The sequence below is a fragment of the Blastocatellia bacterium genome, assembly GCA_035573895.1.
Classification (GTDB): domain Bacteria; phylum Acidobacteriota; class Blastocatellia; order HR10; family HR10; genus DATLZR01.
The window spans coordinates 1-15,555 of record DATLZR010000105.1; the positions used below are offsets into that span (position 1 = coordinate 1).

A 15,555-nucleotide genomic window follows, 5' to 3' on the forward strand; every position below is an offset into this window, starting at 1 on the left:
GTGCTTGACAAACCGTTAAACCGACCGGTAACATGATGCTTCTTCTGATCACGGGCGGTTAGCTCAGTGGAAGAGCACCTGCCTTACAAGCAGGGGGTCACTGGTTCGAGCCCGGTACCGCCCACCAGATACCTTGAAAGCGGTGCGGTGGGTGGGAAAGAAGAGAGAAGCGAGCGGATTTTGTGGGAAGTAATGGTGGGGCGGTAGTTCAGTCGGTTTAGAACGCCGGCCTGTCACGTCGGAGGTCGCGGGTTCGAGTCCCGTCCGCCCCGCCATATCACCCGAGAGGAGTAATCCCCCGCGCCTTCATCATCGGCTTGCTCCTCCGATTGCTGAGAGAAAGCGAAGGCTTTCTCCCCGCCGTTAGACATCCCCATCCAGATCTTCAAATAACATGCAGAGATACAGGGACACAAGGGGACAGTTCCCCTCACTTCTGGTTGTGTCCCGAGGGTGTATTTTTTGCCCCCCTCCGGTGCACTAATAGGTTGGAGGTGATGTATTAACCATGAGAAGTCAGTACTTCAGCCGGCAAGAGGCCGAGGCAAAGATTGGCAAGCGTATCCGTAACCTTGTCCCTCTTCCGGGAATTGAGCGCGGAACCGACGGAGTTGTCATCGGTGCTGATTTCTCCGGCAAAGGGTACCGCGTAGCCGTACAATGGTGCACTCCCAGAGGGAGCCGGCCCGCCGTCGAGTTGTTCTACCGCGACGAATACTACGCATTTTTTGAAGAAAATTAGGCGGGTCACTCGATCTCTTCCCCCCGAGAAATGAGTTCTCGTTAAGGTCACGTGGGGCGTGGCCCTCAGGATCTCTCTAACACGCGATTTTAGTCGTCTTGTGGGTTGCCTGCCTGGAGTACGGGCACGGGGAACTTACGCAGCGAAGCTCTCACTGGGAATCAGCAAGGAGACTGGCCCTTGCGTGCTTCGGGGAAGCCTATAATGTCAGGCCCCTTCCGCATTCCAGGTGGCAGATGAGAATCGGTTGGGAACATTGGTGGTGCCACCTGATTCTTCTTTGGGGGCGTGGTACCGCTAGCCGGACTTGAACCGGCAGTCTCCGCCTTGAGAGGGCGGCGTGTTAGCCCGTTACACCATAGCGGCACCATCCAAAACCAGCCAAGATTCTACTCGGCCCGCCCGGTGTCGTCAACTCCCTTTACCGGGGAAGAAAGGCTGTTCTGTTGATCCGCGCGGGGGCACCAAGCGAATCCTTCGGTACACTCATTCAAAGGTGAGCGCCAATTTCCTTTTGCCAAAAATCAATTTGATTCAAAATTTCTTGGACGTATTGTCGGATATGGTATATTATAGGCCTTCCGTTGAGGTAGGCGGTGGTGTCTAACGCATTTCAAAAGTTAGGGGGGCAGGGAGGCAAAAATGACAAAAACGCTTCTTCGCGCAGAGCCCACCAAGCTCGTTTCCCTCCTCAACAATGGAGATTTCGAGCGTGCGTGGCAGCTCTGGGAATCTCTCAGACCAACGCGAGACCCTTTCCTGAAGATTCTGGGTGCAGAGATTGAGCTGTATTTCGCACGGCTCACGGAGGCACAAGCTGAGTTAAGCGACATTGATGATGTCTCGCTCGACCTGGTGAGCGGGGCGCGGTTGGCGCGTGTTCGGGGGATGATTCATTACTGGCACTTTGAATACGAACAAGCGGAAAACTACCTTCAGACAGCTTACCACGTCTATCGGTTCCTACTTCGGGACGAATATGAGACGGCGGTGACACTGTGCGATCTCGGACGACTGAGGCGGCGGCAAGGTCGTTTGCCTGAAGCTGAGCAGGCGCTCGCTGATGCCCGACGCTTCCTCCCTGCATCGGAGGGAAATCGAGCCACCCTCTTCCTTCAGGGGATTATCACTTTCAATCTGGCTATGTGCCGGCATCAACAGGGAGATTTAGACGTCGCCCATACTCTCTACCAGGAGGCGATTGATCTGCTGCAGCGAACAGAAAGGCTCCGCAACTATGCTCAGGCTTTGAGCAGCTATGGGGCTCTGCTCAATCACTTCGGGGAATACACACAGGCGGTCGGGGTCTTCGTGCGTGCCCGTCAGATTTTCGACCGTTTTGGTATTTTCGATGATCTCGCTCACACGACCAATAACCTCGCACGAGCGATGTTGTGTCTGGGTCGGTATAAAGAAGCGGAGTCGCTCGTTCGGGAAGCGTTCGAACTCCGACAGCGTGTGAGCGATCTGTCGGGAGCGGCTGCCTGCATGGAAGTGTTGAGCGAACTCTATCTGGCCAAGGGAGAGCTTGAGAAGGCTTACGATGCTGCCGTGAAAGCCCTCTCCTACGCGGAGGCCGTTCAAAACGCCTTTGAACGTGCGCACGCGCACATTGCTCTGGGACGGGTTGCACTTCGTCGTAGAGATTTCTGGCGAGCTCAACGGTATCTGACTGAGGCGCTCACCGCCGCCGAGAAAATGAATAACAAACGCCTGGAGGCCAAAGCGAAGGTCTATCTGACCGAGCTGTACTTCCAGACCTCGCCGGCCAAAGGATGGCAGTTCGCTGAGCAAGCGAAGGCCCTTCTTCAGGAGTATGGTGAGAAGCTTCTGCGCGATGAATTCCATCGGATCTGTCAACGGGCTCAGACGGCCCCCATTCGGATTAATGAGAACAACGAGTTGGTCATCAGCGGTACGTTCATCCCGAACTGGTACGCCGCCAAGGAAGCTCTCGAGCGATTTTTGATCAAAAATGCCCTGGAGCAGACCGGGAATAATCTCACCAAAGCCGGAAAGCTCCTCGGCGTAACCAAGGTTCACATCTACCACAAGCGTCGGGAATTTGAGACATAAGGGGGAGACAGATACCCGATGGGGAGGGCGCTCTGATGCCCCACCCGACGACAACTCCTGAGAAGAGTCTCACGAAAACCAAGGAGTGACACAATGAAACAACGAACCTTTATTCTTATGCTTCTCGCCGTTTTGACGAGCTGCCCCTCAGTTAAGGTGCGGGCTCAATCGTCGCAAGCCTCAGGTGCCGAAGACATCAAGGCTCTCAAGCAAGAACTTGAGGCGGTCAAAAGCCGGCAGGCCCGACTGGAACAGGAACTCCAGGAGTTAAAGAAGGCACTGGCGGCCCGGGGAATCCCCGTCGGACCCACCGAGGTGGTGATTGATGTCACCGGCACTCACTTTAAGGGGGATCCAACAGCGCGCATCGCCGTAATTGAGTTCTCCGATTATCAGTGTCCGTTCTGCGGCAGGCACGTCCGAGAGACATTTCCACAGATCGAACGTGACTACATTGAGACGAAGAAGATTCGCTACTATTTCCTAGATTTTCCTCTGGAGAGCATCCACCCACAAGCCTTCCGTGCGGCTGAGGCAGCAAATTGCGCGGGAGAGCAAGGCCGATTCTGGGAGATGCATGCGCGGCTATTCGCCAATCAGGCGGCTCTCGGGCCGGATCAGCTCATCGCTCACGCGCAAGCCCTGTCACTCGATCTTTCCCGATTTCGGAGTTGTCTGGAGAGTGGCAAGTACGCGGATAAAATCCGCAGCGACCTGCGGAATGGACAGAGATTGGGAGTGTCGGGAACTCCTATGTTCTTGATCGGATACGTTGAGGCCGATGGCACGCGAGTCAAGGGGGTGAGATGGATTCGCGGGGCCCAGCCCTTCGCAGCATTCCGTGATGCCCTTGACGCACTGCTGACGTCAAACAAATGACCTCCAATCCGTCCTCCCGAGTCGTTGCAATTCTGAAGGCGATACTGTCGTGAATACAGGTAACGACCGCACCGATCGTTGATGCGGTTTGCTCCTACCTCCTATAGCTAATTCGATAGATGACATTAGCCTGATCGTCGGAAACCAGAAGCGACCCATCGGGCATCACCAAGACATCAACCGGTCGCCCCCACGCTCGACTTCCCTGGAGCCACCCTTCAGCAAAGACCTCATAGGAAACGGCTCTATTGTTCTCAACGCGCACGCGGGTGACGCGATAGCCGATAGGTGTACTCCGATTCCACGATCCATGCTCGGCGATGAATATGCTGTTTCGGTACTCAGCCGGGAAAAGCGTGCCCGTGTAGAAGCGCATTCCCAGCGCCGCGACATGAGGACCGAGTTTCATCGCCGGTGCAACGAATTCCTCGCAGCGACGGCGGCTGCCAAATTCTGGATCCGGAATGTCTCCGCCGTGACAATAGGGGAAACCGAAATGGCGTCCCGCTTCCGGAGCGACATTCAGCTCGTCGGGTGGAAGGTCGTCGCCGAGCCAGTCCCGACCGTTATCGGTGAACCAGAGTTCGTGAGTCTCCGGGTGCCAGTCGAATCCCACCGTGTTTCTTACCCCGTGGGCGTAAACTTCGAGGTTGCTTCCGTCGGGCTTCATTCGGAGGATTGAAGCGTAGCGCGGGTCGCTTCGCTCGCAGACATTGCAGGGGGCTCCAACCGGAACGTAAAGCAGACCGTCCGGGCCAAAGGCAATGAATTTCCATCCGTGATGCCGATCCCGAGGGAGCGTATCAATAACAACAACGGGGGCCGGGGGGTTCGTCAACCGGTTTTCAATATCGTCAAAGCGCAGGATCCGATTCACTTCCGCCACGTAGAGCGAGCCATTACGGACAGCCACTCCATTGGGCATATTGAGCCCCCGCGCTATGGTGATGACCTCATCAGCGCGATAGTCCTGATCGCGGTCAATGACGGCGTAGACATTGCCGGCCGTTCGTGATCCCACAAAGAGAATTCCCTTCGGGCTGAGCGCCAGAGAGCGAGCATTAGGAATATTGGCGGCGTAGACGGAAATTTCAAATCCCGGCGGGAGTTTAATTCTGTCGAGCGGTAGATTCTGTGCCGGTGCAGAGGGATTTATCCCCGCTCCCGAACAGAAGACTGTCATACACAAGCCGAGCAGGATTGTGGTGCCCGCGCTCATGGATGTGTGCGAAAAGAAGGGCCGCGTGCGATTACGCTTCTCAATGCCTGAACACGGGCTCTGACTCTTTCTCATCACCATTCCTCCCTCTTCAAACCTGATCGTCTCGCTCCGGTTGCCTCATGCGGTCGAACCGGGTTCGTTGAGACAAGGAGATTCTAGGGAAGGCCCTCCCTCAGGTCAAACGCGCACGCCGGAGACCGGCGGGCGGTCTTCCCATCCACCGATGTCCCGTTTGCCAGGGAAGGGGACATCCGGGCCCGAGCAGATGAACCCTCGCCGATCTCAACGTCTTCCTTGAGCCGCATTGCCGGACTCAATTTCCCGCTCGTCCGTCAGGGAGGCTACGTACATCTCCGGCTCGGGATCAACCCCAAGGGCATCCGCGATACGGTTGATGTAATTGAAATAGGCGATGACCTGGACGGCGTCGAGGATATCACGATCACTTAGTCCCACACGACGGAGTCGGTCCAGATCAGCCGGCTGCATGGCGGATGGTGTCCGCGTCAGCTTTTCAGCAAATTCACAGAGAGCGCGCTGGCGTTCCGTGAGTGGTGCCCGTCGGTAATCCCGTTTGACATGAGCGACGAGGTCCGCGTTGCCAGTTTCCTTACGGAGATCCTCCCCGTGCGCTTCGACTCAGTAGAAACAGTTATTGGCCCAAGAGGTGACCACGGCCAGCAGCTCGCGTTCAGCTCGCGAAAGTTCTGACGGTCCGTACATCAGCGTGAGGTAGAGTTGCATTCCCGCACGTAAGGCTGCCGGATTGAGACTCTGAACCTTGACGATATTGAATACCTTTCCCGCCCGTCGCCGGGCGGCGTCATATTCTCGTTGTAACAAGTTATCCGCTTCGTGCTCCTCGATGATCCGAATCCAGGCCATTGCTCCTCCTTATAGATGACCCGAAGGCTGAAAATCCGTTCTCTGGCCCACTCGCCGGCAAGCGGGTATTACCGGTTGGCATAGGGAAGAGGATCCGTCAATCCAGCTTCACTGAACCCCTTGAGACGGAACTGGCAGCTATCGCAACTGCCGCAGGCCAGGGGCCGCTCGTCTCGCCATACGGGATCGTAGCAGCTCCAGGTAAGAGAGTAATCCACGCCAAGGGTATGACCGAGTTGAATAATCTGTCCTTTGGTCAGCTCCAGCAGAGGAGCGTGAATACGGAAATGCGCTCTGCCTTCCACTCCCGCGCGGGTCGCCAGATTGGCCAGATGCTCAAAAGCACGCAAATACTCCGGGCGGCAATCGGGATACCCGCTATAGTCAACGGCGTTGGCTCCGATGAAAATATCTTCTGCACCGAGGACCTCGGCCCAACCGAGCGCCAGTGCCAGAAAGATAGTATTTCGGGCGGGAACGTAGGTGATGGGGATGCCCTGGCTCAGTTGGTCGGACGGGCGCCCTTTGGGTACAGGAATGTCCGCTGTGAGTGCTGACCCTCCGATCTGTCGGAGATCTATTGTGAGGATAACGTGCTGCCGCGCTCCAAGATGCTCGGCGACAGCCCGCGCCCGCTCCAGTTCAAGCCCATGTCGTTGTCCGTAACGGAACGAGAGGGCGTAAACGTCGAACCCGTCACGGCGGGCAACGGCCAGTGTTGTCGTAGAGTCAATCCCTCCGCTGAGGAGCACGACCGCCTTTTTCCCCATAGAGGCGACAGTATAACTCCGTGAGGGCCCGGTGGCCAGATTCCCTTTTTCTGGAATGCGCGAGATCGTTGCTCTGCTCATCGGGGGAGGCTATAATACGCGGCTTTTTCTCGGAGGCTATGACGAAAGTAGCGGAGACGATGAAAGCGGCCGTTCTCTACGGTCGGCAGGACGTGCGAATCGAGCGAATTCCTCTGGCTCGTCTTTTGCCCGGCGAAGTGTTAGTGAAGATTGAAGCCGCCCTGACCTGCGGCACTGACGTGAAGGTTTATCGTCGAGGCTACCATGCCCGGATGATTCATCTTCCGTCAGTTTTCGGCCACGAGTTTGCGGGAACGATTGCAGCGGTTGGTGACGGTGTCCGGGAATTTACGTCTGGCATGAGAGTGGTAGCGGCGAACTCCGCCCCCTGTGGTCGGTGCTTCTACTGCCATCGCGGGGAGCATGCCGTCTGCGATGACCTCCTGTTTCTCAATGGGTCCTACGCCGAGTATATCACTATTCCCTCGCGGATCGTGGAAACCAACCTGTTACCGATACCCGATCACCTTTCTTATACCGCGGCTGCGATGGTGGAGCCTGTCGCCTGTGTTCTTCGTGGACTGGAGGAGAGTGACATTCGCCCTGGGGATACCGTCGCGGTTCTTGGATTGGGCCCGATTGGCCTTCTCTTCGTCGCTCTGGCAAAGTGGCGAGGCGCTCGTGTTCTCGCCTTCGGGAAACGCCGTTCGCGCTTATCCCTGGCCGAACACCTTGGAGCCGATGCCGTCTTTGACGTGGACCGGATTCCTCATGTTCCGTCTCAGGTTCGTGCCCTCACATCCGGTCGAGGGGCGGATCGCGTCATCGAGTGTGTGGGTCATCATCGAGCGTGGGAACTGGCTCTGGGATGCGCGCGAAAGGGAGCCATCGTCACACTCTTCGGCGGATGCGCGTCAGGAACAACCGTCACACTGGATACGCACCGGTTCCACTATGACCAGCTCACCATCAAGTCGCCCTTCCATCACACACCGAGGCACGTCCGCGAAGCCCTGCGACTGATCGCTGACGGAATCATCGTCCCCGACAGATGGATCTCTCATCATGCCCCACTCGATGATCTTCCCAGTGTAATGGCTCATCTGATACAGCCCAATGGGACACTGAAAGTCGCAATCTACCCGAACGGGACCCGATGAAGGGCCCGGCCCGAACGAGAACCCTCTTCCCGAAGCAAGGAGTGATCCCCTTGTTCGATCGGGGTGGGGCGATCACCTTCATGAAGGGCCCCGGAACCTGATGATCCGACCAGAAAGCAGAGGCCCTTGGATCCGCTCATCTGAGCGTGTGAGGATGGAGGATTTCAGGCGGTAGGGCAAAGGAGACGTTTTCATCTTCGGCGGGGAGCTCTTCGATCTCGGTGGCACCAAGCGCTCGCAGATGGTCTACGACGCGAACCACGAGAGGTTCGGGGGCTGATGCTCCGGCAGTAACACCCACGACGGCCACCCCCTCCAGCCAGCGACCATCAATTTCCGATTCGTCGTTGATGACGTAAGCGGGTACACCCGCTGCCAGAGAGACTTCGCGCAATCGTTGGGAGTTGGAACTGTTGTGCGACCCGATGACGAGCACAAGATCAACGAGCTGACTGAGCTGTTTCACAGCATTTTGCCGATTTTGGGTAGCATAGCAGATGTCATCTTTGGGCGGGGACTGAAGAGCAGGAAATCGCCGACGGAGGGCGGCCACGATGTGAGCTGTATCATCGAGACTGAGCGTCGTCTGCGTGAGATAGGCGACCTTCTCGGGGGTTTCCACCTCTACGCGCTCGGCTTCCTCGACGGAGCTGACCAGTTGCATCGGCGCCTCCCCCATCGTTCCTTCGACTTCCTCATGACCGGGATGCCCGATGAGGATCAACGAATAGCCTTCCCGGGCGAATCGAACAGCTTCCAGGTGGACCTTGGTCACCAGAGGGCACGTGGCATCAATGACCCGAAGACGGCGCTTCTCAGCCGCCGCGCGCACCTGGGGCGAAATCCCATGGGCGCTGAAGATGCAGGTCGCTCCTTCGGGAATCTCATTGACATCGTCAACAAAAATGACTCCTCGGCGACTGAGATCTTCAACGATATGACGGTTATGAACGATCTCGTGGAAGACATAAATGGGCAATGGAAAAAGTCGCAAGGCTCGCTCTACGATGTCAATAGCCCGCACTACACCGGCGCAGAATCCTCGTGGTTTGGCTAAGATGACCTTCCGCAGCGCCATATCTTTTCGCCGTTGAGTGTTCAAAACTACCATTTCTCGTTTGACAGTGCAATTGTCTATGACAGCCTTCACTATCCCGGGCTATTCCCACAAAAGGAGCAATTACGCCACATCACCCCATTCAGAGCCTTATCGTTGTCGTATGTCTGACCATTGCAACGACGGCTGCGAGAGCGCCGATGAAGGGCCAGGCCGCTCCCGATTGGACTTTCAACGCCACCATCATTGAGGCCTTTCGCTGCCCGATGTTTTGCCACCGCTATTTTCACCCCCAAACCACCAGCTCACGCCCGCCGTGAGGATCATGGAGGTGTGTTGAAACATTACTGCCGGTTCAACAATGCCTTTCGGGTGAACGGGGACACTACGGCCCCGTCACACTGGACGGGCTCTGGGTTGCCGGTGAGCTCGGCGGCGATTTTTAAGCCGGACAGTTTGACTGGGCAGTGCTGATCCTCGACCGATCAACCACCAGGGAACAACGGGAGGCGGTTCAAAAGATCCTCGGTTACGTCTATCCGGTGAAATGGGATTCCTTCACGGTGGGTGCGGACGGAACGATGCGGAGTTATACGAAAGACAGCGTTGTCGCTGAACTCGATGGGGGAAAGACAGCAGAAGTTGTGCTGCGACGCCATCCTGGGAATACGGTTCAACCGGAGGTCATTCACAATCTCTGTTATTGGGGCGTTCCCCGGAATGACGGGTTGTCGAGGCTTACCGCGTCGGACCGGAGGCTTACGAGTACCGTGGAACGAACGGATCCATGATCACTATTGACATCACGTCCAGAGATACGAGGTAGCCTCCCGGACGGGCCCCTCGGGCTGTGATGGTAAGAGAAAGTCACCCCTCGCAAATGTACGATTGGGCGGGAGGAAGCGCGTGTTTCCCACCGGTTATCCCTATCAAGAAATTCTCCCGGTGAACGATCTCCCGATCTCGTTCCTCTGTCTGTGACGCCTCGCGTCATGACTTTTTCCGCGAACGAAGTGCTATACTTACGATCTGCGCGGGAGATCATTCGCCGAAACAGGAGCGATAGAGATGGGTAAACAGAGCAGAGCAGACGAGCGGGAATCCATAGCTGAAGGCCAGGGGCAGGACCCAGTGCAGGCGGGAGAGAAGGACAATCGCCTGAACAGTGCGCAGAGAGGAGAGGACAGTGGGGGAAACAGTTCCATTTGCGTCCTGACAAGCGGTGGCTTGGATAGCGGTGTCCTCGTGGCTGAAGCAACGACACACTATGATGGCGTGTGGCCCGTTTTTGTCCGAAGCGGCCTCCGCTGGGAGGAGGTTGAGCTTTTCTGGTTGACGCGATTCCTTCAATCACTCTCAGCACCAGCGCTTCGACCGCTGAGAGTTCTCGATTTTCCTTTGACGGACATTTATGGTCAGCACTGGAGCACCGGCGGAGGAGGGGTTCCCGGTCGGGAGGCCCCGCTCGATTCGGTTTATTTGCCGGGTCGAAACATCATCCTGCTGGCGAAGGCGGCTGTGTTTTGCAGTCTCGCCGGGATCAAAGAAATTGCTATCGGTACACTTCGCGCCAATCCCTTTCCCGACGCCAGCGCGGAGTTTTTCCGTCGCATCGGAGAGGTCTTCAGCGAGGGACTCGCCTACCCCGTTCGCGTTTGTGCGCCTTATCATTCGCTGTCCAAGGCGGAAGTCATTCGTCTTGGAGCACGGTGGCCGCTGGAGCTGACGTTCTCCTGCATTTCACCCGAGGGGAATCATCATTGCGGGCTATGCAGCAAATGTGCCGAACGACATCAGGCATTCGTTGATGCTGGCATCCCTGACCCGACCCTTTATGCGACGAACTTTCCCTCCTCGTGAAGGCGCATCCGGCTTGATCCCCCAGATGTCATTCTCTAGGCCTGATAGCGTCGGTGCCATTCGGGCCCGTGATCACGCAGCCGAATATCCCGTTTACTGCCGTAGCGACGGTGGGCGAACCAGGGGCGAGCCTGTTGAACGATCTCGATCAGCCGCTGGAAGTTGGAACGGGCGTCGGACCGGAGGGCTTCCACGAGTTTCGTCTCGTCCGGATATCGGGCCACAGCATCCTTCCAGATCGCGCGCCCGGCGAGGAAACCACTGGCACCGGCTTCTACTGCCAGCCTGGTGTTTTCGATGAACTCCTCAATGTCAACGCCGGCGCTGAGGATGACCCAGGGGACCTCGGCGGCCTGATCGAGCATCCGACAATACTCTTTCACCTGCTCCAGGTCGTACACCGGGGGCGAATCTTTCTTTCCGAAGGGCGAGGATTGAAATTCGCGGCAGTATTTTAAGTTGGCCGGAAATTCCAGTTTGAGGATGTCCACCCGATATTCCGGTCGAGAGAACTCACGGGCACTCCGGATAACGAGATCCGGCTTCGCTCGGGCATAGTCTGGGGTGCCCGTACCCGACCCATCCAGAGCGTAGGCCACCAGCTCAAGGACGAAGGCGATATCGTGTTGGGCACATTCCTCGCCCACGCGGCGTACGAGGTCCTGCTGATGACGGCGGGCTGCTTCATCCCCATCAGGGTGGTAATAGAGCAACAGTTTGACGGCATCGGCGCCTGCTGCCCGCGCTTTAGCCACGGACCAGCCCTCGATGAGCCGGGTATAGCGGTTTCCGTTAATCGTGTCGTACTTCGTCTCCTCATAGGTCAAAAGAAGTCCCGGCCCGCGGGGAATGTCATGAATCGAGTAGGGGTATCCATACACCGGGTCTGTGAGCACAGCCGATGCCAGGGGGGCGAGTTCTCGCGTCACGAGCTGCTTGACGCGAGCAACCTCATCGAAGGTAATCTGCTCCTTTGGGCGTCCCGATGATTTCGCGAGAGAATCAATGAGCGATCCCCGTTGATCAATGGCCATCATCGTGAAGCGACCAGCTTCGTCGGCCAGCCGCGTGAGGCCGCGCAATTTTCCCGCCGAAAGTTCCGCCATGTCCGACCTCCTCTTCGTCTATCTTGCCCTGACCGTAGGCGAACCATTCTAACCGATAATCGGTACGCATTGCCAGAACCGGTAAGGCTCTCTTTCTCATGTCTGAGGACAGAGCGTGAAAACCAAGCGCTCTTTGTTTCCGTCCGCGAGAAAGCTAGATCTGACCCTGACGGGAGGGAGAATGATTTCTCTCAGACTGCCGTGAATTTTGCCTCCGGATCCTGTGCCTCGAACGGCGTTCGGGGGCCAAGATAGGTGTGCGGTGTCAGCTCACGGCCTTCCGAAGTGATTGCTTGCACGGGTGGGGATTTTCGTTGAAAATTTGTCAGGCGGAGAGAGAGTTATGGTCGAAACAGGAGAACGCGCGGTGATTCTTGAGAGCCATCCCGTAGGGCCGCTGATGATGAACACTTACGTCCTGGGCTGCCCGGTGACACGAGAAGCTGTGATCGTTGATCCCGGGTATGAAGCGGATGTGATCCTGGGGATGTTGAAGAAGCATCACCTCCGGCCCGTTCATATCCTCTGTACGCACGGCCATCTCGATCACGTCGGCGCGGTTGCGGAAGTGAAAGCGGCGACGGGGGCGCCCGTTGCTCTTCATCCGAACGATTTATTTCTCTATGAGCGGGCGACCGAGTGGGCTCCTCTTTTCGGAATGCGCGTGACGCCGCCTCCGCCTCCCGATCGCTTCCTCGCCGAAGGAGATGAAATTCGTTTCGGTCAGTTCTCTCTTCGTGCTATTCACACACCGGGCCACACGCCGGGCGGGATGTCCTATTTGATCGGCACATGGGTGTTTGTCGGCGACACTTTATTTGCCGGTTCGGTGGGACGCACCGATTTGCCCGGCGGTTCTTGGACGGACTTGATCCGCTCGATCAAAGAAAAACTCTTTCCCCTCGGCGATAGCACCATCGTCTATAGCGGTCACGGCCCGGTGACGACCATCGGCCGGGAGAGACGAACCAATCCATTTCTTCAAGGGGGAGATTATGATTGACTTTCAGCTCACCGAAGATCACCTCGCAGTCGAGAAGATGGTGCGCGAATTCGCCCAAAAGGAGATCGCACCGCGCATCAAAGAACTCGATGAAAAGGGGGAGACCGATCCCTCGATTCTGCGTAAGATGGGCGAACTGGGCATTCTCGGAATCTGCATTCCGGAGGAGTACGGAGGAGCCGGATTTGATTACATCTCGCTTGGACTGGCCTGCGAGGAGTTGGAGTACGTGGATACGGCCTTTCGCGTCCCCATGTCGGTTCATGTCGGACTGAATTCGCTCACGCTACTCACATGGGGAACAGAGGAGCAAAAGCGACGCTATCTTGTTCCCCAGGCGCGGGGAGAAAAGCTGGCCACATACGCCTTGACCGAACCCAACGCCGGTTCGGATGCCGTTGGCATCCAGACGACGGCCATCCGGGATGGGGACGATTATATTCTCAACGGTGAGAAAGTATGGATCAGCCTGGCCGATCTGGCCGACCATTTTCTTGTGATCGCCTGGACTGACCTGGAGAAGAAGAAGGTTCGGGATCACACGGGAATCTCCGCTTTCATCGTCGAGCGCGGAATGGCAGGAGTCACAACGGGCACCATTCACGGCAAGCTCGGCATTCGCGCGGGGAATACCGGCTGGATCTCGTTTCAGGACGTGCGGGTGCCGAAGGAAAACCGGCTCGGCGAGGAAGGCGAAGGGTTCAAGATCGCCATGTTTGCTCTCGATCAGGGACGTTACACTGTCGCTGCTGGGGCGACCGGATTGATTCGCGCCTGTCGAGATGCCTCGGTTCAGTACGCGCTGCAGCGGCGCACCTTTGGCCGTCTCATCGGTGAGCACCAACTCATCAAAGAGATGATCGCCGAGATGGAGGCCGACTACAATGCCTGTCGCTTGCTCTGGCTGCGGGCCGGTTGGATGAAGAACGTCGGACTCCGGAACACAAAGGAAACCTCATTGGCCAAGTGGGTGGCCACCGTCGCCTCGGAACGCGCGGCCTCCAATGCCGTGCAAATCTTCGGGGCCTACGGCTACTCCAACGAGTATCCAGTCGAACGCTTCTATCGCAATTGCAAGGGGGCCGTGATTTACGAGGGAACCCGCGAGATCCACAAATTGATCCAGGCTGACTATCTGCTGGGTTTCCGCAGCGATAAGCCGCTCCGTTGTTCTTTGCCGAAATGGGAGCCGAAGAAGTGAACCGATCGCTGCCTGCTCATGGGTCAGATCTCGGGCAACGAGATGTGCCCGTCGGCGTTGTGACCTTTCTCGACAAAGTGAGGCGGACGATTCGCCGATACCGGATGGTGGAGGATGGGGATCTCGTGGTGGTGGCTGTTTCCGGAGGGCCTGATTCGCTCGCGCTGCTTCATGTTTTACGACTCCTACGGACAAAGACTTATCCTCGACTTCGTCTGCATGTGGCCCATCTCAATCATCGGCTGAGGGGAGAGGAGTCGGATGCTGATGAAGAGTTTGTTCGACATCTCGCCGAAGAGTTGGGCCTTCCGGTGACGACGGCTCGGATGGATGTGGCAGCACGTGCGCGGGCCCAGCGACGAAACGTTGAGGACGTCGGACGAGAAATTCGCTATCAGTTTCTCCGCACTGTTGCCCGAGACCTCGGAGCTGACCGAATTGCTACCGGTCATACGCTGACGGATCAAGCGGAAACGGTTCTCCTGCGCCTCGTTCGAGGGACGGGGGGAGACGGGTTGAGCGCCATTCATCCGGTGGTGGACCATTTGATCATCCGTCCGCTTCTTGGCGTTCGACGAGAGGAAACGCGGGACTTTTGCCAGCAGTTGGGCATCGCCGTGAGGGAGGATCGGACGAATCTCAGCCTCGCTCTGAGCCGGAACCGAATCCGGCTCGAGGTCCTGCCTTTGTTAAACCAGCTCAATCCGCAGGTCGTGGAAGCTCTGGGACGCGCAGCGGAAAATCTTCGCCTCGACGAAGAGTATTTCGACGAAGTCGTTCGGTGCCTCTGGCCGGAACTTACCATGAGGGTAGAGAGGGAAAGGGTCGCGTTATCGGTCGAAAGGCTAAACACCCTTCATCCCGCTATCCGGTGGCGCGTCATTCGTCGCGCAGTGGCCGAACTGAAGGGGCACTGGCGGCGGTTGACGCATGCTCATTACATGGCGGTTGACTCGCTTCTCGCTAACGGGCGGAGCGGGCGGCAGATCGAACTTCCTCTGGGGGTGCGCGTGCAACGGGAATTCGATGCCCTCATCGTCTCCTTCCCAGGCGAACCGATCATGTCATATCGGTATGAGCTTGCCGAGAGCCAGCCGGTTCAGGCCGGGGAGTTCACCATCACGCTTCGGCGTGGCGTTAGAGCAGAAGAGGCCGTGCATTATACCGGCTCGATCCGACTCGATGAGAGGAAACTTCCGAGGCATCTTGCCGTGAGGAATCGTCGGCCCGGTGATCGTTATGTCCCAGCAGGGAGGCATCATCCCCGAAAGGTCAAAACCCTCATGCACGCCGCGCGTATCCCTCTTTCGCAGCGGGCGTGGTGGCCCCTGGTTGTGACATCCGATGACCAGATCGTGTGTGCACCCGAACTTCCTCCGGCCGCTGCATTTGTCCCTGATGAGACGACGGATACCTTCGCGCTCATCACCTTCTCTCGGTTGGGCTCTCAGCCCATTAAGTAAAGAGGTTGGCGGTTTCGGCAACGGATGTGCGACAGTCATAGTCAAGGGGAGGACCAGGATCAGGGTGGTTGACAGGATCGGAGGAAGGCACCGATCCCTTCAATGAGTTG

At 57.2% G+C, this 15,555-nt stretch carries 14 protein-coding genes, 3 tRNA genes and 1 pseudogene; 11 read left to right on the forward strand and 7 right to left on the reverse strand.

Annotated elements, in window-relative coordinates:
• The first annotated feature begins 52 nt into the window (after nucleotides 1–52).
• The 3 genes from VNM72_09965 to VNM72_09975 all read left to right on the forward strand — a co-directional run bounded on the left by VNM72_09965 (nucleotide 53) and on the right by VNM72_09975 (nucleotide 742).
• A tRNA-Val gene (locus tag VNM72_09965) sits at nucleotides 53–127 on the forward strand.
• Between the two features lie 70 nt (nucleotides 128–197).
• Nucleotides 198–275: transfer RNA gene (locus VNM72_09970), tRNA-Asp, on the forward strand.
• Between the two features lie 233 nt (nucleotides 276–508).
• Nucleotides 509–742, forward strand: a complete 234-nt coding sequence (locus VNM72_09975) for a hypothetical protein (protein HXF05728.1) — start codon at nucleotides 509–511, stop codon at nucleotides 740–742.
• 289 nt (nucleotides 743–1,031) lie between these two features.
• Here VNM72_09975 and VNM72_09980 read toward each other — a convergent pair.
• A tRNA-Glu gene (locus VNM72_09980) sits at nucleotides 1,032–1,108 on the reverse strand.
• A gap of 276 nt (nucleotides 1,109–1,384) precedes the next feature.
• Here VNM72_09980 and VNM72_09985 point away from each other — a divergent pair.
• Nucleotides 1,385–2,818: a tetratricopeptide repeat protein gene (locus tag VNM72_09985; GenBank protein HXF05729.1), complete on the forward strand. Its 1,434-nt coding sequence runs from the start codon at nucleotides 1,385–1,387 to the stop codon at nucleotides 2,816–2,818.
• A 93-nt stretch (nucleotides 2,819–2,911) separates the two neighbouring features.
• Entirely contained in the window at nucleotides 2,912–3,697 is a 786-nt protein-coding gene (locus VNM72_09990; GenBank protein ID HXF05730.1) for a DsbA family protein, read from the forward strand.
• A 94-nt stretch (nucleotides 3,698–3,791) separates the two neighbouring features.
• Here VNM72_09990 and VNM72_09995 read toward each other — a convergent pair whose 3' ends face one another.
• The 4 genes and pseudogenes from VNM72_09995 to queC form a co-directional block, all read right to left on the reverse strand.
• The gene (locus VNM72_09995) at nucleotides 3,792–4,880 is read right to left on the reverse strand and encodes a sorbosone dehydrogenase family protein (protein ID HXF05731.1); all 1,089 of its coding nucleotides are present in this window, start codon (nucleotides 4,878–4,880) and stop codon (nucleotides 3,792–3,794) included.
• A gap of 321 nt (nucleotides 4,881–5,201) precedes the next feature.
• A pseudogene (locus VNM72_10000) lies at nucleotides 5,202–5,543 on the reverse strand (peroxidase-related enzyme).
• A 15-nt stretch (nucleotides 5,544–5,558) separates the two neighbouring features.
• Nucleotides 5,559–5,804 (reverse strand): carboxymuconolactone decarboxylase family protein, encoded by a 246-nt coding sequence (locus VNM72_10005; GenBank protein HXF05732.1) that lies wholly within the window; start codon nucleotides 5,802–5,804, stop codon nucleotides 5,559–5,561.
• 68 nt (nucleotides 5,805–5,872) lie between these two features.
• Nucleotides 5,873–6,574 carry a 7-cyano-7-deazaguanine synthase QueC gene (gene queC / locus VNM72_10010; protein HXF05733.1) on the reverse strand — a complete coding sequence of 234 codons (702 nt, stop codon included), beginning with the start codon at nucleotides 6,572–6,574 and terminating at the stop codon, nucleotides 5,873–5,875.
• A gap of 119 nt (nucleotides 6,575–6,693) precedes the next feature.
• Between queC and VNM72_10015 the strand changes: the two genes are divergently transcribed.
• Nucleotides 6,694–7,755 carry an alcohol dehydrogenase catalytic domain-containing protein gene (locus tag VNM72_10015; GenBank protein HXF05734.1) on the forward strand — a complete coding sequence of 354 codons (1,062 nt, stop codon included), beginning with the start codon at nucleotides 6,694–6,696 and terminating at the stop codon, nucleotides 7,753–7,755.
• 136 nt (nucleotides 7,756–7,891) lie between these two features.
• On the opposite strand, the gene ispH is transcribed toward VNM72_10015, so the two are convergent.
• Complete coding sequence (gene ispH, locus VNM72_10020; protein ID HXF05735.1) at nucleotides 7,892–8,866, reverse strand: 4-hydroxy-3-methylbut-2-enyl diphosphate reductase; 975 nt, start codon at nucleotides 8,864–8,866, stop codon at nucleotides 7,892–7,894.
• A 413-nt stretch (nucleotides 8,867–9,279) separates the two neighbouring features.
• Here ispH and VNM72_10025 point away from each other — a divergent pair, with 413 nt between their 5' ends.
• Nucleotides 9,280–9,603, forward strand: coding sequence for a hypothetical protein (locus VNM72_10025; protein ID HXF05736.1), 324 nt, complete (start codon nucleotides 9,280–9,282; stop codon nucleotides 9,601–9,603).
• A 277-nt stretch (nucleotides 9,604–9,880) separates the two neighbouring features.
• Complete coding sequence (locus tag VNM72_10030) at nucleotides 9,881–10,672, forward strand: 7-cyano-7-deazaguanine synthase (GenBank protein HXF05737.1); 792 nt, start codon at nucleotides 9,881–9,883, stop codon at nucleotides 10,670–10,672.
• Between the two features lie 35 nt (nucleotides 10,673–10,707).
• Here the strand turns inward: VNM72_10030 and VNM72_10035 are convergent, their stop codons facing one another.
• Nucleotides 10,708–11,778 carry a tagatose 1,6-diphosphate aldolase gene (locus tag VNM72_10035; GenBank protein HXF05738.1) on the reverse strand — a complete coding sequence of 357 codons (1,071 nt, stop codon included), beginning with the start codon at nucleotides 11,776–11,778 and terminating at the stop codon, nucleotides 10,708–10,710.
• Nucleotides 11,779–12,121: 343 nt separating this feature from the next.
• Between VNM72_10035 and VNM72_10040 the strand changes: the two genes are divergently transcribed.
• The 3 genes from VNM72_10040 to tilS are packed head-to-tail and all read left to right on the forward strand — an operon-like array spanning nucleotide 12,122 to nucleotide 15,445.
• Entirely contained in the window at nucleotides 12,122–12,781 is a 660-nt protein-coding gene (locus VNM72_10040) for an MBL fold metallo-hydrolase (GenBank protein HXF05739.1), read from the forward strand.
• A complete protein-coding gene (locus VNM72_10045; protein HXF05740.1) occupies nucleotides 12,774–13,982 on the forward strand; it encodes an acyl-CoA dehydrogenase family protein in 1,209 nt (402 codons plus the stop codon). The genes VNM72_10040 and VNM72_10045 overlap by 8 nt, the downstream gene beginning before the upstream one ends.
• Complete coding sequence (tilS, locus tag VNM72_10050; GenBank protein HXF05741.1) at nucleotides 13,979–15,445, forward strand: tRNA lysidine(34) synthetase TilS; 1,467 nt, start codon at nucleotides 13,979–13,981, stop codon at nucleotides 15,443–15,445. Before VNM72_10045 ends, tilS begins: the two co-directional genes overlap by 4 nt.
• Nucleotides 15,446–15,555: the final 110 nt, after the last annotated feature.